We start from the raw sequence: 22470 nt of genomic DNA, 5'->3' as shown, positions 1-22470 counted from the left end.
CGTTGACATTTTTCTTAGCGGTTGCGCTACTATCCCCAGGCCATCCATCCCCCCAGCCACTTGTTGGATGCGAGGGGAACCCCCACGGCCCACGACTCCTCCAGTTCTTTCAACCATAGGTTCTTTGCCCAGTTTGCATTCGCGTCGATCCGGATGACATCGAGATGCTCAGCGCGAAGGAGGCGTTGCCGGGAGTGCTCGCCTTGGATTGATCTTTTGGGGGGCTGGCCGTAATTCCCTCGGGTTTTGCCGCGCCCGTCGTACTCGAGGACGATGGAGGTCTGGGGGAAGAGGAAATCCACACGCCCGATGCGGCGGCGGAAAGCGTCCAGGATGATGGGCTGTTGAATAGGTGAAGGGTAGCCGGCCTCAAAAAGACGCGACTTTACGTCGCTCTCGCGGGGACTTTCGGAGTGGCCGTTGATGAGGCGAACGGCGGTGCGGGCCACCTCGGCACCGGTGAAGCCACTGCGCCTTTTCAATGAGTAGCGCAGCTTGCTGAGCGTCGTAAGCCGCACCCGGACGGCCCAATCGCCACAGCGGACGGCGTCTTCAATGCCGTACCAGCGCGCGATGTCGACGATGGTATCCGCCGGCGACGTGAAGTAAATCTCCTGGCCGCGGACGGTTAAAGAGTAAAGGTACTCCTTGGGCAGGCGCCTCTTGTTGATACCGGGGCGCTTCCTGCCCTCACCGACAATGTCTACATCATTCGACATCCAGGTTTTGGTGGGCATCCCGTGCATGACCGCCGCCGCCCGCCCGGCCAGAACCCGGCCCTCGAGCCCAAGGGCACACGCCCGCAGCACGTACTGATCCCACGAGTTCTGCTCCCGGAAAAAGTACTTAGGAACGTAGACCCCGCGCGCCAGCTGAAGAACGGATCCGCTCTTCAGCTGGCGCTGGATTTCTTCACGTAGTGGCGCGCTCAGCCCCCGGGTAAGGATTACATGCTCCCCCATTTTCATACAAGGGATCCTGCCACGGCACGGGGGCGCCCGCCACTCGAGCGGAGGTTAGGCCATTGTCACTGTGGCGACGGTGTCGCCCTGGGAGACTGCGCCGGTGATGGCGTGGACCTCGGCAACCTGGGACTTCTCACTGAGGACAACAGGGGTAATGAGGTTTTTGCCCTTTTGCTTGAGTCGGGCAAGGTCGACCTCAATGATGGGTTGGCCAGCGGTGACCTGCTCGCCCTGCTGGGTAAGGACAGTGAAGCCCTCGCCCTTGAGCTCGACGGTGTCGAGGCCGATGTGGACGAGGACATCGAGGCCCTCGGTGGTTTTGACGGAGAAGGCATGGCCCGTCTTGAAGACCATCTGGAGGGTTCCCGCGGCTGGGGCGCAGACCAGGAGGGAACCGGAGGTGGACTGGGGTGCGACAGCGAAGCCGTCGCCAAGCATTTTGCCAGAGAAAGTCGGGTCAGGGACGTCGGCGATCGTGGCGGCCTGGCCGGCGAACGGTGCCTGGAGCTCGACGGTAACCTCCTTCTCACCTTCGAGGGACGCATCGGTGTGGCTCATTTGGCGGGCCACCTCGTCGTACACAAACTGTACCTTAGGTCCGACGACAACCTGAACATTCTTCTGCGAGGGTCGGATGACGCCGGCGATGCCGGACTTCTTGATCGCCGACTCGCTGACCTTGACGTTATCCTTCACCTGGACGCGCAGGCGCGTGGTGCAGTAATCGATGGAATCGATGTTGTCCTCGCCGCCGAGACCCACGATGATCTGGCGGGCGACGTCGGAGGTTTCGGCGTCGGCAGCAAGAGTGGCACCATCGTCGGCCTCGTCCTCACCGCGGCCCGGGGTGTGGAGATCCATAAGCCCGATGAGGAAGTAGAAGATGACAAAGTAGAGGACGAAGAAGATCACGCCCATGACCAGGAGCATCCACCAGTTATTTGCCAGCGGGTTGCGGGCAGAAAGGAGCATGTCCACGAAACCGGCGGAGAAGCCGAAGCCCGCCGTCCAGTGGAAGGCCGCGGCGATAGCGACGGAGATACCCGTGAGGACTGCGTGGACGACGTAGAGCAGCGGGGCCAAGAACATGAAGGAGAACTCCAGGGGCTCCGTCACACCCGTGAAGAAGGAGGCCAGAGCGGCGGCGAGCATGAGGGAGCCGACGACCTTGCGGCGCTTCGTGTCCGCGCGGAGGTACATGGCCAGTGCTGCGCCTGGGAGGCCGAACATCATGATGGGGAAGAAACCGGCCTGGTAACGGCCCACGAAACCGACGACCTGGCAGGCGCCGTCCGCCCAGATACCCGGGCAGGTGGCGGCCGTCGTCGCGGCGGCGGCGGCCTCGATCGTCTTGCCGCCGGCGAGGAAGTTACCAATGTCGTTGATGCCGATGATGTCGAACCAGAAGATCGAGTTCAGGGCGTGGTGAAGACCCGTCGGAATGAGGAGGCGGTTAGCGAACGCGTAGAGGCCGGCACCGACCGCGCCCATGCCCTGGATCCACGTACCGAAATCGAAAAGCACACCGTAGATGAGCGGCCAGAGGAAGTAGAAGATGCCGGCCAGGACGATGGAGAAGAGCGATGTGAGAATCGGGACAAGACGACGGCCGGCGAAGAAGGCCAGCGCATCCGGAAGCTTCGTGGCGTGGAAGCGGTTGTAGACCCAAGCGGCGAGGATGCCGACGGCGATGCCGAAGAGGACGTTCTTCGGGCCGACGGCGGCCCAGCCCTGGGAGGCCCAGTCGAGGGCCGCCTCATCAGACATGGACTCGAGGTCGACGCCACGGTAACCGGCGACCGCCTCTTCGTCGAGAAGCGAAATCAGGGTGGTGAAGCCGAGCCAGCCGGACAGGGCCGCAGCGCCGTTGTGGTCTTTGGCCAGACCGAACGCGATCGCGATGGCGAAGATGACGCCGAGGTTGTTGAGGACCGCGGAGCCGGCGGTGATGAGGACGGCGGCGAGGAGGTTGCCTTCGCCCCAGCCTTCTGGATCGATCCAGTAGCCGATGCCCATGAGGAGGGCGGCGACCGGCATGATGGCGACGGCACCCATGAGGGCGCGGCCGAGCTTCTGGAACGCCGTCATGATGACATTGCCAGTTTGTGATTTTTCTTTTGTGGGAGATGTCGCGGTGGACATGATTCCTTCTTTCTCCTGGGTGGGGAGTTACGTGCTTGGGCGAACCGATTGCCGCCAGCCGTGGAGGAAAACCGCAAGGTAGGCGGCCTCCCCCGCCGCGTGCGACGGCAGCGTCGGGACGTCGATCATGCGACACAGAACCTGCTGCGCCACATCGAATTCGGAGGGCAGATCGCGTTCAATCGACCGCCTCGCCAGATTGGAACGGAACTGCTTCGACCCCACGCGATTGCTCATCCTCGTGAGCTCCAACGCGAGGGAATGATCCACAGTCCCGTCAAGGTTGGTGGTTGTCGCCCCAAGCCGCGCGCACACAAACCGCAGCAACCCCGCCAACTCGTTCGCCACGGCCAGAGGCTGCTTCACCGTCACGCCCTGGCGGGCCGCGTTGAGGTGAAGGGCGATGAAGGCCGCTTCGTCGACAGGAAGGGTTGCGTTGGTGGTATGCGAGTTGATGTAACTCACCATGAGCTGCGCCGCCTGAAATTCCAGGGGGAAGGCCGCCCGGATCTCATCCACCAAAGAGTTCCGGATCTGCTCGCCCGAGCCCGCACGCTGCACCGCAAACGAAATATGCTCAGCAAGTACCACGTACACCGAGGGGTGCAGACCACCAAGCAGGTCAACCGCCAAATCCACCGCCGCCGAGATCGTCTCCATCACCGCCGGGTCAAGCGACAGCACGCCTTTGAGGAACTGCGCCCGCTCCGGGCTCAGCTCCAGGTACTGCCGATCCGCCGTCGCCGGCGAAATCTCGTCGCCCGGCTTGCGCTGGAAGCCAATGCCGCGGCCGACGAGGACCTGGGTGTCGGTGGTTTGGGTTTCGGTTTGGGTGGTTTGTTGTTGGGTGTTTTTGGTTTGGGCTGTGTTTTGGGCTGTGTCCTCCCCTGGTACCCCGCTGGGGACGCGGACAAGCACGGCATTGTTGCTGAGAACCCGGATAATCCTGGGATTTCTTGCACCTTCAGTCATGACTTTCTCCTGCGTATCGCTGCGGGAGGGCACCAAACGACACCGCGCGGGCATGCGTCCGTGGGTATGCGGGGCTGTGATCCTGTGGGTTTGGCACCCGAATTTCCAGTCATGCCTGATCGAATCAGTAACACCCGGAGGGCTAGAACGCCTTTAGTATAAGCCCTCCTACTGCCCCCACCTCAAAAATATTTCTTCTTTTTTTCCTGATCGTTATTTGAATCACCCGCACATGGGGTGATTTTGCTGTGAAACAATTAAAAATTAGGGATATACGTCACAAGGGGGCGGGATGGATAACGAAAAGGCGGTCGTCGCTCAGCGGCTCGGAGGCCGTGTCGACGATCGCCTTAATCGCTTGTGAGTCTTCCACCGCAGTGTCCGCCTTTTCACTTGCGTCACTGCAATCACAACAGAATCAACTGTCCCATGCGTCACATACTTGCGTCAAGTCTTATTCCCCTTAGGGGGTAAACATTGTGTGGCTTGGGGCGGGGTTGTGCGGGGTTTCGGGCAGGCCATCTTCATGCGATGAGGTGCACGCTGACAAGCTACCATATAGAATTAGCGAATCTAGTGGGAAGAAAGAACATGAATTTTTTGCAAATAAAGAAAAGCATTGCTCGCCTGTTTGATACCCAGTCGCCTAGCTTGATGAGCGGGCTTCGTGAAGCAATGAGCCTCATGGATGGAATCCATCTCACTGATGATGAGTTCAGGGATTATCTCGTCAACGGTTCGGAATCTGATGTTCAACCACTAGTTTCGTTCATTACTGCTGCGATGAAGTCAGAAGGCGATAAATTACGTCCCGAAACAGAAACTGTTCCAGATACACCCGAACGACGTGATTGGGTACTGAGCAAACTTGGCTTGACCAATTTTACCGATGAAGTTGCAAAACTGATGGTCTACGCAGAGCCAACTGTGATTGTGGATCAGGTGTTTGAGGACTGGTACACACCTGACCGGGCTGCCGAAAATGCCAATTACTGGAACGATTACCAACGAGTGCTTTCTCGCAACGGGTGGGACGCATCTTCCATTTCTGCTGTCGACGATCAAGCGACCCAGGTTTTACGCCGTCTTGAGGATCCTACGGCGGAGCATTATCTCTCAGCTCGTGGTCTTGTTGTCGGCTACGTCCAGTCTGGTAAAACCGCCAACTTCACTGCTCTAGCAGCGAAGGCAATTGATGCCGGATACCGCTTTATCATTATTCTCGCCGGCACCATGAATAACCTGCGGGAACAAACTCAGCGCCGAATGGATAAAGAACTGTGCGGTAAAGAGGCTGTGCTCGACGGCTTGGTTTATGAAGAATTAGACAAGAACGAGGTGAAATATGAAACGTATTTCACCGATGATGAGGAGTGGGAGCGGGATTGGTCTGAGCGCGGCGGTGCTTTCCTAAGCCACGGGGAACCATATGGAACCTTGGGCTTCCCACGTATCCGTCGTGTGACGACTTCGAAGAGGGATTACCAGCGATCGGGCACGAACGTCATCGAAATTGAACGTCCAGACAAGTCAAAGCCAGTGCATGATCCAGCCAACCTCGAGAACATGAAGTGCCTTGTCGCGGTGGTTAAGAAGAACGCCACTGTCCTGCGAAACTTCAATTCCGATCTTCGTCGCGCTGCGAAAGCAAACTCAGATTTCAAAGACCTGCCCGTCCTGGTCATCGACGACGAATCGGACCAGGCCTCAATCAACACGAAGAATCAGAAAAACCGTTCCAAGAAGGAAGAGTTCGAACGCACTGCAGTTAACGACGAGATTACCCAAATCTTGCAGAACTGCCCGCGTGCCCAGTATGTCGGATATACCGCTACACCATTTGCCAATGTCTTCATTGACCCAAACGATCCTGTCGACCTCTACCCTCGTCACTTCGTATTGATGCTCAATGAGCCACCCGCCTACCGAGGTGCCAGATGGTTCCACGATCGCTCTGAATTTGTCGATGGTAGCGAAATCCCAACTATCGAAAACTCTCAAAGCAAGGCTTTTATCCGAGATCTACTAGACGCAAGCTCAGCTAGCGATGATTTTTATGATGAAACCCGTCGCGACGAGTTGCAAACTGCACTCGACATGTTCGTGCTAACGGGAGCGCTCAAGAAATACCGTGAAACCAAAGATCCCAACTTTTCATTCCGGCACCACACCATGCTCGTTCATGAAGGCGTAGGAACGGAGATCCACCAAGATGCCACGCAGATTCTTCGAGAACTGTGGAGGAAACGCGGATACAATCTCGGCCGTCCGATCCCAGAGATGAAACGCCTGTTTGAGGAGGATCTCCTTCCTGTCATGCAGGAGGGACGATACAACCCTGGGTACCCAGTACCGGAGAACTATGCAGAGCTGATTCCTTTTATCAACGAGGCATACGCCGAGATGATGGTGGGTACAACACCACTATCCGGCCCGATCCTGCAGGTTGATACCGATGGCAACGACTCCCCGAACTTCGAGGCTGGAAAAGTGTGGAAGGTCCTGGTTGGCGGGGCGAAACTTTCCCGTGGTTACACGGTGGAGGGCTTGACCATTTCCTACTTCCGTCGTCGCGCCGGCAGCGCCGATACTCTCATGCAGACTGGACGGTGGTTCGGTTTCCGGAAGGGTTACCAGGATCTCGTCCGTCTGTACGCTCCGGCCGACCTTGTGGATATGTTCGAAGCGGCAATGCACGACGAGGAGATTTTCCGGATCAACATCCGAGGATATGCGGAATTGGATAACAACAATGCTCCACGCTTAACCCCCATGATGCTCGCCCCGCTTGTGAATCAGTCATTGCCATTCTTGAAGCCAACCAACAGCAGCAAGATGTTCAATGCCTACATCACTAAGCAGGCCGCAGCACCGAATGCAGTGGAGCTAAATGCCATCCCTGCAAAGGAACAACCCACCGAACTGGCGGAAAACTTCCGGAACGTTGCACTTCCCATGTTGAAAACCATGAAGGAAACGCCTTTCAAGGCTGTATATGCCCGTGAGGAAGGTATCCGTTCCGGGAACATTAAGCGCTACTCCGGTACAAAGTATTACTACTGTGGCACCATGCCTGCACTACAGTTCCTCGAGATCCTCGAATCAATGAAGTGGAACGATGCTGGTGCCTTCAAGGCAGACATGGTGATGCCACGAATTGAATACCTTCGTGGATTACTTGGTACGGGTCAGCACTCCAATGTGGCGATCTCGGACTTCACCGAGGTAGGCATCATCCTGCCGAAGAACAAGGGCAGCCACGACACCATTTCGATCCCGGGTATTCCCTTCGAGATTCCTCTTGTTGGGCGTTCTCGCCGTGAAGGTCGTCACGACATCACTGGTACCGACCGAAAAGACACCTATGTAGTTGACAGCATCGCCGCGGGCCATCCCATAACCATCCCTCGTCTAGGTGAGCTAGAGGACCATGCAGAGGAATTCGGGATCGACGTTAACTCGTATGATCCCGCGGACGAGCCTTTCAACCTTCACCTGGATACAGCTCATAAGCGTGGTGCCGTACTATTGACGCTTTTTGATGATCGTGGCAGCGACGTTATCGATCAGGCGAAGAAAGATGGGACGTACACACCACCGAACTGGGAAAAGGGTGAAGTTGGCGTTGCCCTCGCCATCGGTTCTCCTCACGCTGCGCTTGTAGGCAGCGAAGGAAGCCTAGAGTGGAGTGTCCGCCGCGAAGCACCGACTGGTGAAGAAGCCGCTCCAATCGTTGATGAAAGCGAGATGAACCAAGAGCAGGATATTCAGCTAGCCAACTAGTTTTTCCCTCGCTGCTCCAATTCTGCCTTTGCGGCTGCAGTCAACAAAGCGCTCCAGACCTCCACATTCGCGTTGGATTTCTTGGTCCTCTTTTGGATTGCAGTATCATTAAAGAGAAGATAAAGCAGGGTCTTCACAATGGGTGCGTCATTCCCCGCACCCCTTCCCGGGTTCAACAACTTACGGTACTTGGAATTGATGAAGATGCAGTGGTTCGGCTGGTCGATTTCAACAAATTCGTCGCCTCTGAGCCGCTTGTATTTGATATCAACCGGGTCAGTAAAGCGCAGGTTTGCCTGTTCTTCGATAACACGCTTGATCTGTGGTGCAATGCCTGTCCCTGCTTCAGAGATCGGATCTGCGTTGCCGGACTTCTGGTTCGATCTACGGAGTACGTCGCGCGCATCAGCGCACACACCCTCGAATGTGAGATCCGGATCATCAATCGCGACCAGCGAATCAATAAACCGGTGAAAGCCCTCATTCAATAAAACACTGCGTTTCTGCGGGCTAACCGTGACAAAGTCGTCAATCACCCGTGGATCATCGACAACAATGCGCAACAACTTGGTGTTTTTGCTTGTCCGCCTAAATCCGCTCCAGCCACCACTTGTGAGAAGGCGGTCCGCATCGTAGAAGTAAAACCCTTGATGCCCCATTGGATCCTTCCCCTCGAGGATGAACTCATCGAGGGTAGACCTGTTATTCCAGATATGTGCAGTGATACCCGGCGCGTCGGGCTGACCTTCGACAGTTAGCACCCGCGGATAATCTTTCCGTGGCGACTTCCTATACCCAACCGGGTTAATTGGCTTGACCTCAGGATTTTGTACCCAATCCGTGTCATCCCAGCGGGTGAACATGGGCAGCTGCAATTCGCCTCTTTCGATAAACCGGTGGTAGCGAATCCCGATATGCCTGCGAACCTTTTCAACAGTATCGGAGATGAAGAGAATCCCTTGTTCTTCATCATCTCCGCAGTACACACTGGTGAGGCGGTTCCAAATAATGCTTGTCCCATGTTTCGGTGTGAGCATGCCTGCCCGAAGGTTCCATACATCCATCGCTGAACGCTCATTCAGCACACCCGCGTTGAACGTGTGTTTTTTCAATTGGTAACCGGACGAATGCTGCCCGCGCTGGCGGGACACGATAGTCATCACGTTAGCGTTACTGAATGAGCCTTCCTTCATGCCCATTCCGTAGCGACCAATATTTTGCTCGTTTCGCGATTGATGTCCGCCCAAACGCAGAATATCCTGCATCTGTTCCTTGGACATGCCGACCCCATCGTCGTGGATGCCGATCTGCACCAAACGAAACCCATCCACGTGGAAATGCAGAACAACCTTAGTGGCGCCGGCATCGATGGCGTTATCAATCAGTTCATCCAGACCGGTGACCAGGTCATGGTTTGCACCAATAGAGTGATGGATCGCCTCCGTTGGGGGAAGTGCAATAACTTGGTCAATTTCGCTGGATATCTCAAGCGAACTCATTCGCTGACTACCTCAACCCTTCAACGATTCGCACGGTCTCCATAGCTACGCGCACAACCTTTCCGATAAGGTCCACGATGTAGCGCGGGTTGCCAACCTCTTCTGCCCAATCGTTCGGGTCGTTGACGATTCCGGAAGCCTTGTCCTTTTTGACCTGGTAACGATCGATAAGCCAGGCCACAGCAGAGCGTGCACCCAGCATGTACTCGTCGGCCTCCGCAGGAATACCACAGATTGTCACGCGCTTGTTGTAAATCAGCTTCGTCACATCGTTTACGTTCTTACCCGTCTCCGGATCCTTCTTCTTCGCCCACTTCATCTTGACGACGCGCCACGTCTCCCGATCGGACTCGTCACCCTTGACCTGGATATTCAGCGGGAACGGATCCACGTCCTCATAGCCGACGTGCAGATCCATCAGTTTCTTACCCGCACGCGCAAACTTGTCGAACTCTTTGCGAGAACCAGGTGTTTCAATGTGTGGCAGCATCTTCTTCAGATCCGCCTTGTACATCTCCCGGTACGCCGGATCGTGCAGCTTGCCGTACACAAAGTGGAAGATGTCATCGCCCGTGATATCCGCACCAAGCGCATCCCAGTACAGCTTTTTGATATCTGGCGTAATGTTGTCCTCACGGACATACCCGTCAACAACCTCACCAACCTGGCCGTAGATGGAGGTCTCCCCCTCCCCTACCGTCGCGCCTTCGGCGAAGAGGCCACCATCGGTGGACTCGACAAGCTTCCATGTGAAGCGGGTGAAGAATTGTGTGCCCTCCGATCCATAAAAATTCAGGTCTGGCAGAATCCTTGTCGCGAAAACACAATAAGGCTTAACTGCCCCTACAGTTGGTTGCATGAAACCAATGTTGGGATGCTGTCGAGTTGGAAACATCGACGGCAGCTGATATCTCCTATCGTTGAATTCTTTTGCGAAATAACCACGTTGCTTGAAGAACGGGCGATAAAGCGAAGTGTAGACACGCTCTGGTCTTTTAGTGACTTCGGTACCACGAGCCAATTCTTGTTTCAGATTCACACTCCACGACCCCTTTTTAGAATCGACCAGCTCCGGGTGAGACGTAAAGAGTTCATCCACACCTGTTCCGGAATTTTTCAGTAATACCTGCGCCTCGTTGTAGTTTGTGATGTGGATATCGATATTAGAGAGGAGTTTTTCCTTTGAAGAGTTGTAAGCCCAAGCATCGCGAGCGGTAGATAAACCACGAGAATGCGTTGCAAAGAACCTGGTTACCTTATCCTTCTTCTCCCCTATGACTGGCCACGTGGCGAACTCGTCACTGCGCTTATTTAACCAATCACCGTGTTTATTCGGGGTGATCGTCTGCCACTCGATTTGCTCGATGCTGGTTTTCTCAGCAGCTTCGAGTTTCTCCTCTCGCTTTTGATAGTCCGGTGTTTGGGCGTAGTGCAACGTGAACCCGGATTGGTTCGGATCCTTCACACCGATGAATACGGCAACTCCGACGCGAATATCGAAAATGTTTCCGCCTTCCCGCTTCGCCTGCTCCCCTGCCATGCGGGAATTGCCTCGGAAATTGTAGACGTAAACGTCAGTAAAATCCTCAGCTAGTGAAAGACGCACACCGTCACTCGTATTGCCGTCCAACCAACCATTATTTGAGACAAAAGCCACCACGCCCTGGTCCTTGATGCGGTCCGTGGCCCACCGGAAGGCGCGAAGATACGAATCATAGAGTGAATTCTTGTTCGTACCTGTAGATTTCGCAGCGTAGGTTGCAGCAATGCGGGAATCCAACGTCTTGTACTTCATGTTCGCATTGTTGTCATTCGCACTGGTCTGTCCCACCGAGTAAGGCGGGTTGCCGACAATGACGTTGATCCTGGCTTTCTTTTGCCGTTCTATGCGATCATTATTGTCGACGAAGAAGCCGAGATCAGGCGTGTCGCCTTTTTCGTGGATCTGGAAAGTATCGGCAAGGGCGATGCCATCAAAGGGGACGTAGTCCGGTTCGGGGTCGCCGTTGCGCTGGGCTTCGGCGGCGCGGAGGGCGTTGTAGGTGGTCTCGATGTTGACGGCGGAGACGTAGTACGCGAGGAGCATGATTTCCGTGGCGAAGAGCTCGCCGGCGTACTTGCGGGCCATGTCGTCCGGTTTGATGAGGCCAGACTGGAGCAAACGAACCATGAACGTGGAGGTGCCGGCGAACGGGTCAAGGATGCAGACCCCTTCGTCGGTTAGCCCCTTACCGAAGTGGGTGACCGAGACGTCGTTGGCGGCGCGGAGGATGAAATCAACGATTTCTACCGGGGTGTAGACGATACCGAGCTTATCCGCATCGCGTTTGAAGGCCTTTTGGAAGAAGCGCTCGTATAGCTCCTTGATGACCTGCTGTTTACCGGAGGCGCTCGAGACTTCGGCGGCGCGGACGCGGACCGACTCGTAGAACTTCTCGAGGGAATCGGTCTCGGACTCGAGGTTCGCATCCGAGAGGGCGTCGGCCATGCGCTGCATGACCTGAGCAACCGGGTTGTGCGCGGCGAAATCGTACTCCGTGAACAGAGCATTAAAGACCGGGGCGGTGATGAGGTGCTGAGAGAGCATCTCCACTGCCTGCTGCTCCGTGATCGAATCATTGAGGTTGCCACGCAGGCCCTCGACAAAGGCGTCGAACTCGCGACGGAGTGTTGGGTTTGCGGTTTCCAGGAGGGCGTTGATACGGGTGATCTGCGCCTGCGCGATCGAGGCGACATCGCCTGCCCAATCCTCCCAATACGTGCGGGTACCGACCTTGTCGACGAGCTTGACGTAGAGGGCCTCCTCCCACTTTTCCAGGGAGAAGAGGGCGATCTGCTGGGCGGTGTTATCAGTGTCCAGGTACGCCTCCGGACTCTTCGTATCCGTCTTGTCAAGCTCCTTGCGCGGGTCACCGACGTGGCCGGTCTCGATCGGGAGCTTCTCAACGTTGCCGCCGTTAAGGGCGATGGAGTTGACCTTCGCGTTGAAACGATCGTCGTGGGCGCGCAGCGCGTTGAGGATCTGCCAGACAACCTTGAAACGCGTGTTATCGTTCAAGGCTGCCGACGGGGACATATTCGGCGGAACCGCCACCGGGAGGATGATGTAGCCGTAATCCTTGCCCTCCGCCTTACGCATCACACGGCCGACGGATTGGACCACGTCAACCATGGAGTTACGCGGATGGAAGAAAATCACCGAATCCAGGGCGGGAACGTCGACGCCCTCGGAAAGGCAGCGGGCGTTAGTGAGGACGCGGGTGACCTCCGTATCCTGTGCATCCTGGGCGGACTGGAGCCAGGTGAGCTTCTCGGCGCGCTCCATGGCGTTCATTGTGCCGTCGACGTGGTCGACCTCGATGTCCAGATCGACGTTGAGAAGGTCGACATCGTTAAGAGCTGCTGCCTCGCGGAGGGTGTCCTGGTAATGGTGGATGAGCGCCGGATACTGCTCCGCAATCGCCTTCGACGTCTTAATGTCCTTGGCGAAAGCCACGGCGCGGTGCATCGGCTCTGCTGCTTCGTCGAAACCGTATTTCTTGCCCTGCTCCCTGCCCGAGCGCTTGGCGAGACCATTCCACGCACCGATCATGGACGAGGCAAGAGTGAGATTAATGCCCTCCGTGCCACCACGGCCCATGACCTCAGCGGCAACATCCTCATCCACCGTCATGACGAGGACCTTGTAATCGGTGAGCAGACCCTTTTCCACCGCCTCGCCGAAGCCCAGGCGGTGGAACTCTGGGCCGTAGATGGCCTCGTCATCCATGGAGGCGAGCTCTGCCGAGTGTTCTGCAGCTTTGCCCTTCACGTGGTCGTCGAAAAGCCGAGGAGTAGCCGTCATGTACAGGCGCTTGTTGGCCTTGATATAGCTAGCATCGTGGATACGGACGAAGTTGGACGCATCCTCCCCCGCCAGCGTGACACCCGTGGTACGGTGCGCCTCATCACAAATAACCAGATCAAAGGGGTCGAGACCGTGCTCCTGGGCGCTGTGGACCGCGGGCAGCGACTGGTAGGTGGAAAAGACAACGTGCAGGCCAGAGGCGCGCTTGCCGCCAGCGTTCAGGCACGCGGCGATCTCCTCACCATTAGTGGAAACAGGAATCTCCACATCATAGGCAGCGATATCCTCCGCCTTCTTGCCGACCTTCGCATCCGAACACACCGCATAGGAACGAAGCTCAACAGTGGACTGCGCCGTCCACTCCTTCAGTGTTTGCGAAAGGAGAGAAATGGACGGGACGAGGAATAGCACACGAGCGCGGCCCCCCCCCGCCGATTTGCGTAGGCTTCTGCAAGACGCAGGGACGTAAACGTCTTACCCGTGCCACACGCCATGATCAGCTTGCCGCGATCATGGGATTCGAAGCCCTGCAGCGTCTTATCGATCGCCTCCTGTTGATGCTTGCGCGGAGTGAACGGCTCCTTGCGGGTGAGGTTCACACGCATCTGTGACCCAGGGAAGACAACATCCCAATCCAGCGGCGACTGCGCAATATCATTCAGGCCAATGCGCTGGCACGGGATGAGCTGATCTTTTAAGGCATCCTCGGCGTTGTGGGACCAGCGATCCGTCGTGGCGATGATCAGGCGATTTTTGAAATGCTCCTTGCCGTTTTCGGTTTCGAAGCTGCGGCCCGAATCCTCGAAGAAAGAATCGATCGCGCTCTTTTGGAGGTAGGTTTTCTCCTCGTAGAACTTGCACTGGATCGCCGTCCACGAGTGGTCCTCGCGGCGGCGAGCAACCAGGTCAATGCCGGTGTCCGGGCCGTTCGCGTAACGCCAATCGGTCCAACGGAAGACCTCGTCATACTCCGACGACAGCAACGGATCCGTCTTGAGGAAGTTCACCATCAACTTCTCAAAACCGATGCCATACTTGGCCTTCGGCTGATTCTCGCGGAGTTGGGCAAGGGCTTCTCTAAACGTGGACATGATGGTAATTATGCCTTGCTTTACATGAAAACACGTCAACATTAAACGCGAAGTTCGTGCGGTTCAGCGGTCTGTTCATCGAGTCTCCCGGAGTGTAGGCATCAACCGGATGTACCTTTCTACATTACCGTTTGGTGCTACACCCTGCAGTTATTGCCAAGAACAGGTTTTCGGATTCCACCTTTTCTGAGCAGTTATCTGTTCCGGTGACACCGTGCTTTCCTCCGGCAATCTGGCAAGCACTGGGTTTAGACACTGACCAGCGAATTGAAGGGCATCATCCAAGGTAGTGGTGCCTCTTGCGAAAATTTTGTTATCTCTGGCAGTTTTGGCGTATCCACTATCCCATTTTTGGCCAGGAGAAATCATCTCTTTCGGTAGCGTCATTCTCCGTCTTTGATGCTCGTGGCTGAGAGTTCTGACCAGCTTCTCGAAATCGAATTCTTGGGTCTGAAGAATCGTCAATATATCAAGCAAGTCATGGTACCTAGTACTAGCCTCTCGCCCCTCCCGGTGGCGCTCATACATCGCACAAACCTTATCTGCGAGATGGCTCTCGATCGGTGTAGCAGTAATCGCGAATTCGGGAATGTCATAGCTAGTGAAAGAAGACAAGACCGGCTTCACCATGATCTCTTCGGTTGGCTCCTGTGTATGTCTGTGAACTGTGACATCAACTTTGAAAATTTGAAACTGTTTTCCCCCGTAATTCACTTGAATGTGTACTGCCATAGTAGGTGTTGCATACCCGGTGTCATCGCCGACCGAATGGGTACCAACCTTGGTGACAAAATAGGTAAACGGATCACCGCACTTTCGTGAGCAGATATCCGCGAATTCTTGTTTCACCTCTTGAGAGTCGGACCAAGCCTGATCTCGTGAAAAGTCCATATCTGAGGTATAACGGCCGCTTCCATTGCGCATGAGGAGCGAGGTTGCCCCCTTTAATGTCCACCCCGGGTCTGGCACGCTATACAGACGACCAAGGAGCCCTTCAAAGGCGATCTGATGTCTCAAATGTTCAATAGAAACTCCTCTAGCCACTGCCTCTTTCTTGATCCTCTCATTCAGTGCCCGCTGAAGATTCTTATTCCTCGCTTGACTCATCATTAGCCTCCGTTTCAGCTATCGAGTCATCCTGGCCTTGGTCTTCATCCGCACTAGTCTTGTCGGATTCATCGGCTGCTTCGACTTTGTATTTGTGATTTCCAAAAGCTCCGGGAAGAAGTTGATTCCAGTTTATCTTTTGGGATTGCACTAAAGCCTCGCTGAGTTTCGCGGCTCCCAAATTATCAATCCAATGGCCACCTTTAAGCGCCTTCTCGATCTCTTCAGACCCGACGATTAGATTTACTTGCGGAGACCAATTCTTCATCAATGCTTCGACTTCTCGCATGACCATCGGCTGCAGCATTTTTCCAAATTTTTCTCCCTGCTGAGCGAGCTGCGTTGCTGCAACATCAGCAATGTGGGGTTTGGCCAATTCCATTTCTGGTCTTTCCAGACTTTCCATCGCCATCTTAAATGCAGGGGATACTTGTTCCATCAGCTTGTTGCTGATCGTGTTAGCACGCTCAACGAGATTCTTCTGGCTCTCCAATGGAGCATTTTCAAGATAAAACTTGTCCACTAATTCACGGCCAGATGTTGCACCATAATGAGTACAGTATTCGTCCAGCTGTGATGCCAAAGAAAGATACCCAACGTTTTCCTTCTCTAAAGCATCAGCGACAATCATCGAAAGGTACTCACGCTCGATTTTTTGTGCTGCCAGGTCAACCACTGTCCTCTTGACGGACGTAACTGGTAAACCATCGACATTGACGATGTCTTCCCTATCTATTTTCTGGTTGCTCAGGATTTTGATCCCAGATCTCGACGTTTGCTTCCGGAACGTCGCTGAAAATGTATCCACCTGAGGGATAAGGTTCCCGATGCGGTGGATAGCAGCTGCAGATTCATGCGATACGACAATCCTCGGCCCCTCTTCCCAACGCTCCGATAGAAAGTGCTTGGGATCCAGAGAAATCCACGACGCTTGAATGTCCGAAAGAGCACCCATAGGTGCGGAAGGCAAATAGTAGACACCGTGGCTGGACTTATACAGGACACCTTTCTGGGCAAGCCGATTGATCTGCACCCGGGTAATCCCCTCCCTTTGCGCTTGCGCGGTTGTAACAATGCCCCACTGATCGGAAGCAATTGTTTCTAGAGTCTCCAAGATATTACCGGATCCCATGACTCACCTACTTCAAAAGTAACCTTGAATACTTTGAATGTATCACCCAAGAGCGAAACATTTCAAGTAATTGCTGATACAAATAAAGTTCTCGCCGACCGAGGATCAAGCTACCCAGGTATCGACTGAAGTACTTATCACTACAGGGGGAGCCCACCGGTGTAGGCGTCTCCGTGTTCACCAGCAAAATGCAGCGCAAACCACTGTCTACGATGGCTTTCTCATTCGAGGCAGAAAACATGCCTGCACCACCAACCACAGTGATTTCAATAAGCCGCTAGGCTTCCTGCATGCGACGGATCCTAGGAAACATGTGTATGCCCCAGTAGTTGTTGGACACGGAGTCTCGGGGCTTTTTGGACTGGGAAAAATGGTGCGCATTCGAAGCCTTGTTTCCTGCAAGAATACCCACCAACAACAGGACAAACCTTGAAAACCGAGTCACTGCTGAGCACCCTTTTTGACCACAAACTGTAGTCCACTCGCTGACACCGATGCAGAAACCAACGTTTACTGCAGCTGGACCACCTTGGCAGGCATGGTGAAACTTTCGGGAGACTACGGGGTTAAGCGCACACGCTACGTTAGTGAACTAGTCCGCTCTATCCTATTGCCTATACCTTTGGGTAGATGAACCACTGCATTAAGTAGACAGCAATCATAGGCACTCCGCAGAATCCAGCTAATACGTAAATGATTCTGACGGTATCGGCGGAGATTCCATATGTTTCAGCCACTCCGGCACAGACCCCTGCTATACGCTTATCTTTTTCGACCCGGTGCCATTTATTTTCTTGAAACATTATGAATATCCGTACTCAAATGTCGAGATGCCGCCACTGCTGCTTAGCACGTTTGTACTTACAACGATTCCGAGACACTGTTCGTGACGGTGTGCTCGAATTGCATCGTAGCCTAGTTTTCCTGCCACCGTTAAGATGGCGATTGCCACAGGGCCTGTAGCCCCGAGTGCAACCATCCAAGGGAGAGCTGCAATCGCTCCGGCTTCTCCTGCCGCGCCGGTCGCTTTCATTTCCTGCTCGCTCAACTTAATAGTAGCTTTCTCCCAACCCCAATCGATCTGCGGATCTGCAGTAACAGGGAAAGCTGTTTTTGAGTCATGCTCAACGATTTGTACAAGAGTTCCATTCTCAACTACGAGTGAGGTTTGGAGGGCAATGCCATTAGCATCGTAAGCCCAGGAGTTACCGATCGTTGCCAGTAGGTTTCCGTCTAGGAAAATTCCCATAGAGTCTGCGCTCCCTTCGCTAAATGGGATGACTTCAGCTCCTTGTGAAATACTGAGAGGAAAGCGATATTCGGTAGGTGCCTCTGAGTTCCCGATATGGATAAGCGTCTGCATACTGCTTTCAAATTTATTCGTTTCGAAAGAGTAAGCTTTCGTTGAACGCTTAGAGCGACATTCCTTGCCCTAATACTCATCACTGCATTTGACCAACGACGGCAGTTCGAATCCTTAGGTTAACGTCCTCCAGAGAGGCCTCAATCTGAGAAAAATCCTCATTCCAACCTCCCCCTCTTTCAAAACCCTGCTGTCCCGAGAGTGCCAGTGCAGTGAACTCGAGGTTCTTGATGAGTCCCAACCACCTGATCACCAAGGAAGGTAACAAGGTGATCGACTGCTTCCACACATGCGTTCATTTCTTCCCGGGTAGGTTCGTAGACTTCGCGAACCGCTCTATTTCTCAATTGCTCGACCTGCTCCGACCATGCAGCAATAGGTTCTGGGGCCTCTCGACCCAACCGATCATTTCTGGATAAAAGGAAACAGGCCATTACTCTCGCATTGGAGTTTTTATGAATCACTAAGTCTCTTCCGGGGTAAGAACGTAAACTTCATAGTCGTAGTGTGGCGCTTAGCCACGACATAGACCCATCTCCAACCCTGACCCCTTGAAAGTAACCACAACAACTATGCCACCGAAGCCCTCCAACCCTCACCGGATCATTCCCGTCACGGTCGTATCCAACGAGCAGCTCGCCCCGCGTCTCCACCGCGTAACCTTCACAGCTTCCGACTTCGCTGACTACCCGTTGGACGGCCCCGATGAATTCTTCGGCTTACTCATGCCGCGACAGGGCGAACAGTTCCATCCCTTTGACCTTGGCGACAGTAACATCCGCGCAACGGTGGCTAACCTCCCGGAAGAAACCCGCCCCGAACTGCGCTGGTACACCATCCGAGGGTTAGATCCGGCCACGAGCACCATGTGGACTGACGTGGTCACCCACGGAGATTCCGGCCCCGGCTCTCGCTGGGTTCGGCGCGCCCTCCCCGGCGATACCGCCGGCATGTATACGTGTGGGGCAATCTGGGTTCCGGCCTCCTCACCGCAACTCATGATTGCCGACGCCTCCTCTATCCCCGCCCTCCGCCACGTCCTCGCCCACCTGCAAAGAACCAACCCGGAAGCGCTGGCGCTCACCGACATCATTGCTGTAATCACCGACCTTGACGAGGTCGAACCTGACTTCTCCACCGAGTGGTCGCCCCAAGTGCGCAGCCTCACTGTTGTCACTACTTCTAAGACTTTGGAGTCGGACGCTACGCTGGCTTCCCTCCGCGACCATTACTCACCCGAACACGGGAGTCTGCCTAGGTCTCTGTGGGCGTGTGGTGAAGGCAGTCTGGCAAAAACAGTACGCAAATTCGCGGTCGATGAGTTGCAGCTGTCCCCCGACGTCATCGAATGGAGCCCATTTTGGTTCCACGGGAAGGCCCGCCCCTAGCGTCCAGGCTTTTCCCAATCCTAGCCGGGCTGGCTGGACCTGAGCGCCTGCGTATTCGTTCTCCGTTCAGCCAATGCCTTTCGCGATAACGGACGTTCGAATGGAGGAAAGATGAAATAATTTTTCTCCAACGCGCATCTGCGTCTGTCAGATCTACAGGGTTCCCCGCGGAACTATCACCGGGCTTTCACCATGCGGATCCTCCCAGACTTCCGCCCTCAGCCCATATGCTTCCGCCAGCACGTCCGGGATCAGAGCCTCAGCCGGAGTCCCCTGGGCAAGGATCTGCCCGTCCTTCATCACGATTAGAGTGTCCGAGAACATCCCGGCCAGCATCAAATCGTGCAGCACCATGACTACAGCCTTCCCCTTCTGCGCCTGATTGCGCGCCAGCTCCAGCATTTCCATTGCATGGGCTGGGTCTAGAAACGTGGTCGGCTCATCGAGTAATAGCACCGGAGTATCTTGCGCCAACGTCATCGCCAACCATACGCGCTGGCGCTGCCCACCGGACAACGAAGAAACCTCGCGATCCACCAAGTCAACAATCCCGGTTGTTTCGCAGGCATGGGCAATCACCTCCCGGTCACGGGCCGATTCTCCACGCAACCAACCTTGGTGAGGATGTCGACCGCGGGCTACCAGCTCCCCCACCAAGATCCCCTCTGGCGCCATGGGGTGTTGCGGCAGCATCGCGATCCGCCGGGCCGCATCCTTGGTGTGTAGCTCATGGACGATCTCACCCTGAACGTATACTTCACCGGCCCGCGGAGTGACCAATTTAGACATCGTCTTCAGCAGCGTTGACTTCCCGCACCCGTTTGGACCAATCAGAGTAGTGACCTGTCCTGGGTATGCGCGCACGCTAACCCCTTTGAGTACGTCCCGGGCTTCGGAGTACCCGGCGTACACCTCAGTTGCGTTCAGAATCGCCTCGTTCTCAACCATTGTTGCCTCGCTTGTTCATTTTCTTGATGACCAATCCCACCAGTGCAATTCCACCGATCACGGAAGATACCGCCCCGACCGGAGCACTCGTTGGTATGAACCCCGCAATCACCGCGCACACCCCCAGCAGTGCCGCACCGGCGGCGGCCGACACCATCGGTGATGGCGTTCCGGTATTAGCCACGATCCTTCCCAGGTGTGGCGCGATCAGCGCAATGAAACCGATCGGCCCCACCACAGAGACCACCACAGCCGCCACGCCTGTTGCCGCTATCAACAGGGCTGCCCGCCGTGCCTTTATATTCACACCTAGCGATGATGCCGAACTGTCATCGTGCGCAAGGACGGGTAGATCCCTCGCGCACCACAAGCCGATGGCGATGAATGGTGCCAGACCGACCAACAACGGAATCAACGCATTCATACGTACGAACCCTGTGGAGCCCGCTAGCCAAGTCTGAGTCTCGGCCGCCCGCAGGATTTCGGCTTTGAGCAGCAGGTAGCTCACGACTGCTTGGAGCATGAGAGACAGGGCGAAACCGATGAGCACAATCTTGTCGCTGGTACCCACGCCACCCAGCAGGGTGAGCATGACGAGTACCGCCACGGCCCCGACCATCGCTAGCCCGGCGCGCCACCAGAACATGGGCAAATCTTCCAGCCACGTCGGCCGGACAGTGACAGTGCCCAGTACCACGAGCACGGCCGCCCCGGAGGTCACACCCAGGATGTCTGGGGAGGCGAGGGGGTTTCTGGCCATTGTTTGCGTCCATGCGCCGGCGGTACCTAAGGCCGCACCGACAATCATCGTGGCTAGCGCCACGGGCAAGCGCAGGTCCCACACCACGGCAATTTGGCGAGCGGTACCGCCACCACGGAGCACGTCGAGTACCTCCGCCGGGGACATTTTCACTGTGCCTTGTCCCAGGAGCACGAGGTAACAGGCAAAAGCCACGACCGCGAAGAACCCAGTGCTGCCCACGATGCGTGCGATGCGGTTGCGCCGCTGGCAGGTGAGCTGCTGGGTGAGATCCTCGGTGATGGTTTGCAGGGAATTGTTCTGCGGTGAATGTGTCACTGCATGCTCCCCGCTTTCTGACAACTCGAACGCCTGCGCACCACAGCAATCATCAGTGGCGCACCCAGGATGGCGATAACGATAGACATCTCTAACTCCCCCGGACGCAGTACCAACCGACCCACAATATCCGCAGCGAGCACCATGATTCCCCCGGTCAGCGCCGCCGGAAGTATCAGCCGGGTTACCTGCGGACCCAGCACCACGCGCATCACGTGCGGGGCGGCGAAGCCGACGAAAACGACCGGGCCTGCTGCCGCCGTCGCGCTGCCCGCGAGCAGGACCACCCCGAGCGCTGAGAGCAGTCGCGCAAGGCGGGGTGAGCCACCGAGAGCTTGGGAGGCGTCATCACCAAAGGCCAATAGATCCAATGGTCGGGCGGCAATCAAAGCAAGCACAAAGCCGACTACCAGGCCCGTCCAAGCCAGCACTATTTCACTGAAGCCACGGCCGAAGGTGGAGCCCACGACCCAGTGGCGCATGCTATCGAGGACGTCGGTGTCGAACAGGCCGATGAGGACGGTGCCAGAGCGCAAGGTAGCATCCACGCCCACGCCCACCAAGAGGAGCGTTATGGGATCAGGGGCACGGCGCGCAATGAACATAACCAGTCCGGCTGCGAGTGCGGCGCCGACCAGCGCGCACGATGCGGCACTGCCCACGTTGGTAACCACCCCGACAACAGATCCAAAGGCCACGGCGAACGAGGCCCCTGAGGTGATGCCGATGAAGCCCGGATCGGCCAGCGGGTTGCGCGTCCACGCCTGGGCGAGAACCCCAGCAACGGCCAGGGACGACCCGACTGCGAAGGCTAGAAGCGTGCGAGGGACGCGCAGGTCCCAAATGATGCTGCCAAGCTCTTGCTTGCTGGCGCCGCGGAGAGCCTCGAGCACCTCGGCGGCCGGAATGGAGCGCGAGCCTACGAAGAGGGATGCGATTGCCACGACGACGCTGGCCGCGATGAGGGTGGCAATGGTGCGCTTCATACGGTCTTCACGGGAGCTGACGGGGAAGGTACGAAGTGGTTTTGTACCGCCAGCAAGGTCGGATGTTCCGGTAGCCGTGCCAGCCGTACAGCTAGGTCGGCGAGAGCGCAAACGAGTGGCGAGGAAATCAGATGACATTAGGTTATGGAGTTTCTGTGGGATGTGTTGA

The 22470-nt window shown here is 55.9% G+C and carries 13 protein-coding genes and 1 pseudogene; 2 read left to right on the top strand and 12 right to left on the bottom strand.

All coding sequences use genetic code 11. The annotated features are described in order from the left end of the window. Positions 1-29 precede the first annotated feature (29 nt). The 3 genes from HMPREF1219_RS08785 to HMPREF1219_RS08775 are packed head-to-tail and all read right to left on the bottom strand — an operon-like array spanning position 30 to position 4079. Positions 30-968 carry a hypothetical protein gene (locus HMPREF1219_RS08785; protein WP_016458561.1) on the bottom strand — a complete coding sequence of 313 codons (939 nt, stop codon included), beginning with the start codon at positions 966-968 and terminating at the stop codon, positions 30-32. Between the two features lie 48 nt (positions 969-1016). Continuing rightward, entirely contained in the window at positions 1017-3107 is a 2091-nt protein-coding gene (nagE, locus tag HMPREF1219_RS08780; RefSeq protein WP_016458560.1) for an N-acetylglucosamine-specific PTS transporter subunit IIBC, read from the bottom strand. Positions 3108-3134: 27 nt separating this feature from the next. Beyond that, positions 3135-4079, bottom strand: coding sequence for a CAT RNA binding domain-containing protein (locus HMPREF1219_RS08775; RefSeq protein WP_016458559.1), 945 nt, complete (start codon positions 4077-4079; stop codon positions 3135-3137). A gap of 576 nt (positions 4080-4655) precedes the next feature. Here HMPREF1219_RS08775 and HMPREF1219_RS08765 point away from each other — a divergent pair. Next, the gene (locus HMPREF1219_RS08765) at positions 4656-7862 is read left to right on the top strand and encodes a Z1 domain-containing protein (RefSeq protein WP_245554440.1); all 3207 of its coding nucleotides are present in this window, start codon (positions 4656-4658) and stop codon (positions 7860-7862) included. Here HMPREF1219_RS08765 and HMPREF1219_RS08760 read toward each other — a convergent pair. The 6 genes and pseudogenes from HMPREF1219_RS08760 to HMPREF1219_RS08740 all read right to left on the bottom strand — a co-directional run bounded on the left by HMPREF1219_RS08760 (position 7859) and on the right by HMPREF1219_RS08740 (position 17901). Beyond that, a complete protein-coding gene (locus tag HMPREF1219_RS08760; protein ID WP_016458556.1) occupies positions 7859-9361 on the bottom strand; it encodes an ATP-binding protein in 1503 nt (500 codons plus the stop codon). The two genes, HMPREF1219_RS08765 and HMPREF1219_RS08760, sit on opposite strands and share 4 nt — an antisense overlap. 7 nt (positions 9362-9368) lie before the next feature. Continuing rightward, a pseudogene (locus HMPREF1219_RS08755) lies at positions 9369-14299 on the bottom strand (DEAD/DEAH box helicase). A gap of 150 nt (positions 14300-14449) precedes the next feature. Further along, entirely contained in the window at positions 14450-15409 is a 960-nt protein-coding gene (locus tag HMPREF1219_RS08750; protein WP_051120536.1) for a nucleotidyl transferase AbiEii/AbiGii toxin family protein, read from the bottom strand. Continuing rightward, positions 15387-16538, bottom strand: coding sequence for a type IV toxin-antitoxin system AbiEi family antitoxin domain-containing protein (locus HMPREF1219_RS12275; protein WP_016458552.1), 1152 nt, complete (start codon positions 16536-16538; stop codon positions 15387-15389). Before HMPREF1219_RS12275 ends, HMPREF1219_RS08750 begins: the two co-directional genes overlap by 23 nt. A gap of 614 nt (positions 16539-17152) precedes the next feature. Then, positions 17153-17341, bottom strand: coding sequence for a PspC domain-containing protein (locus HMPREF1219_RS12585; RefSeq protein ID WP_016458551.1), 189 nt, complete (start codon positions 17339-17341; stop codon positions 17153-17155). Next, complete coding sequence (locus HMPREF1219_RS08740) at positions 17341-17901, bottom strand: hypothetical protein (RefSeq protein WP_016458550.1); 561 nt, start codon at positions 17899-17901, stop codon at positions 17341-17343. Before HMPREF1219_RS08740 ends, HMPREF1219_RS12585 begins: the two co-directional genes overlap by 1 nt. Before the next feature lie 572 nt (positions 17902-18473). Here HMPREF1219_RS08740 and HMPREF1219_RS08730 point away from each other — a divergent pair. Then, positions 18474-19289: a siderophore-interacting protein gene (locus HMPREF1219_RS08730; protein WP_016458548.1), complete on the top strand. Its 816-nt coding sequence runs from the start codon at positions 18474-18476 to the stop codon at positions 19287-19289. A gap of 153 nt (positions 19290-19442) precedes the next feature. On the opposite strand, the gene HMPREF1219_RS08725 is transcribed toward HMPREF1219_RS08730, so the two are convergent. Genes HMPREF1219_RS08725 through HMPREF1219_RS08715 form a run of 3 tightly spaced genes read right to left on the bottom strand, consistent with a single transcriptional unit; the run spans position 19443 to position 22439 of the window. Next, positions 19443-20237, bottom strand: coding sequence for an ABC transporter ATP-binding protein (locus HMPREF1219_RS08725; protein WP_005391533.1), 795 nt, complete (start codon positions 20235-20237; stop codon positions 19443-19445). Beyond that, the gene (locus HMPREF1219_RS08720) at positions 20230-21315 is read right to left on the bottom strand and encodes a FecCD family ABC transporter permease (protein WP_016458547.1); all 1086 of its coding nucleotides are present in this window, start codon (positions 21313-21315) and stop codon (positions 20230-20232) included. The genes HMPREF1219_RS08725 and HMPREF1219_RS08720 overlap by 8 nt, the downstream gene beginning before the upstream one ends. After that, positions 21312-22439, bottom strand: a complete 1128-nt coding sequence (locus HMPREF1219_RS08715) for a FecCD family ABC transporter permease (protein WP_040427512.1) — start codon at positions 22437-22439, stop codon at positions 21312-21314. The genes HMPREF1219_RS08720 and HMPREF1219_RS08715 overlap by 4 nt, the downstream gene beginning before the upstream one ends. Positions 22440-22470: the final 31 nt, after the last annotated feature.

It is taken from the genome of Corynebacterium pyruviciproducens ATCC BAA-1742, from assembly GCF_000411375.1.
In the GTDB taxonomy this organism is placed as follows: Bacteria; Actinomycetota; Actinomycetes; order Mycobacteriales; family Mycobacteriaceae; genus Corynebacterium; species Corynebacterium pyruviciproducens.
The sequence above is the reverse complement of the archived record's forward strand: the minus strand, read 5'-3'. Positions and strand labels throughout refer to the sequence as shown.

Coding starts and splice junctions, on each gene's coding strand:
- HMPREF1219_RS08785 (WP_016458561.1), bottom strand. CDS start 968: ATGAAAATGGGGGAGCATGTAATCCTTACCCGGGGGCTGAGCGCGCCA.
- nagE (WP_016458560.1), bottom strand. CDS start 3,107: ATGTCCACCGCGACATCTCCCACAAAAGAAAAATCACAAACTGGCAAT.
- HMPREF1219_RS08775 (WP_016458559.1), bottom strand. CDS start 4,079: ATGACTGAAGGTGCAAGAAATCCCAGGATTATCCGGGTTCTCAGCAAC.
- HMPREF1219_RS08760 (WP_016458556.1), bottom strand. CDS start 9,361: ATGAGTTCGCTTGAGATATCCAGCGAAATTGACCAAGTTATTGCACTT.
- HMPREF1219_RS08750 (WP_051120536.1), bottom strand. CDS start 15,409: ATGATGAGTCAAGCGAGGAATAAGAATCTTCAGCGGGCACTGAATGAG.
- HMPREF1219_RS12275 (WP_016458552.1), bottom strand. CDS start 16,538: ATGGGATCCGGTAATATCTTGGAGACTCTAGAAACAATTGCTTCCGAT.
- HMPREF1219_RS12585 (WP_016458551.1), bottom strand. CDS start 17,341: ATGTTTCAAGAAAATAAATGGCACCGGGTCGAAAAAGATAAGCGTATA.
- HMPREF1219_RS08740 (WP_016458550.1), bottom strand. CDS start 17,901: ATGCAGACGCTTATCCATATCGGGAACTCAGAGGCACCTACCGAATAT.
- HMPREF1219_RS08730 (WP_016458548.1), top strand. CDS start 18,474: ATGCCACCGAAGCCCTCCAACCCTCACCGGATCATTCCCGTCACGGTC.
- HMPREF1219_RS08725 (WP_005391533.1), bottom strand. CDS start 20,237: ATGGTTGAGAACGAGGCGATTCTGAACGCAACTGAGGTGTACGCCGGG.
- HMPREF1219_RS08715 (WP_040427512.1), bottom strand. CDS start 22,439: ATGTCATCTGATTTCCTCGCCACTCGTTTGCGCTCTCGCCGACCTAGC.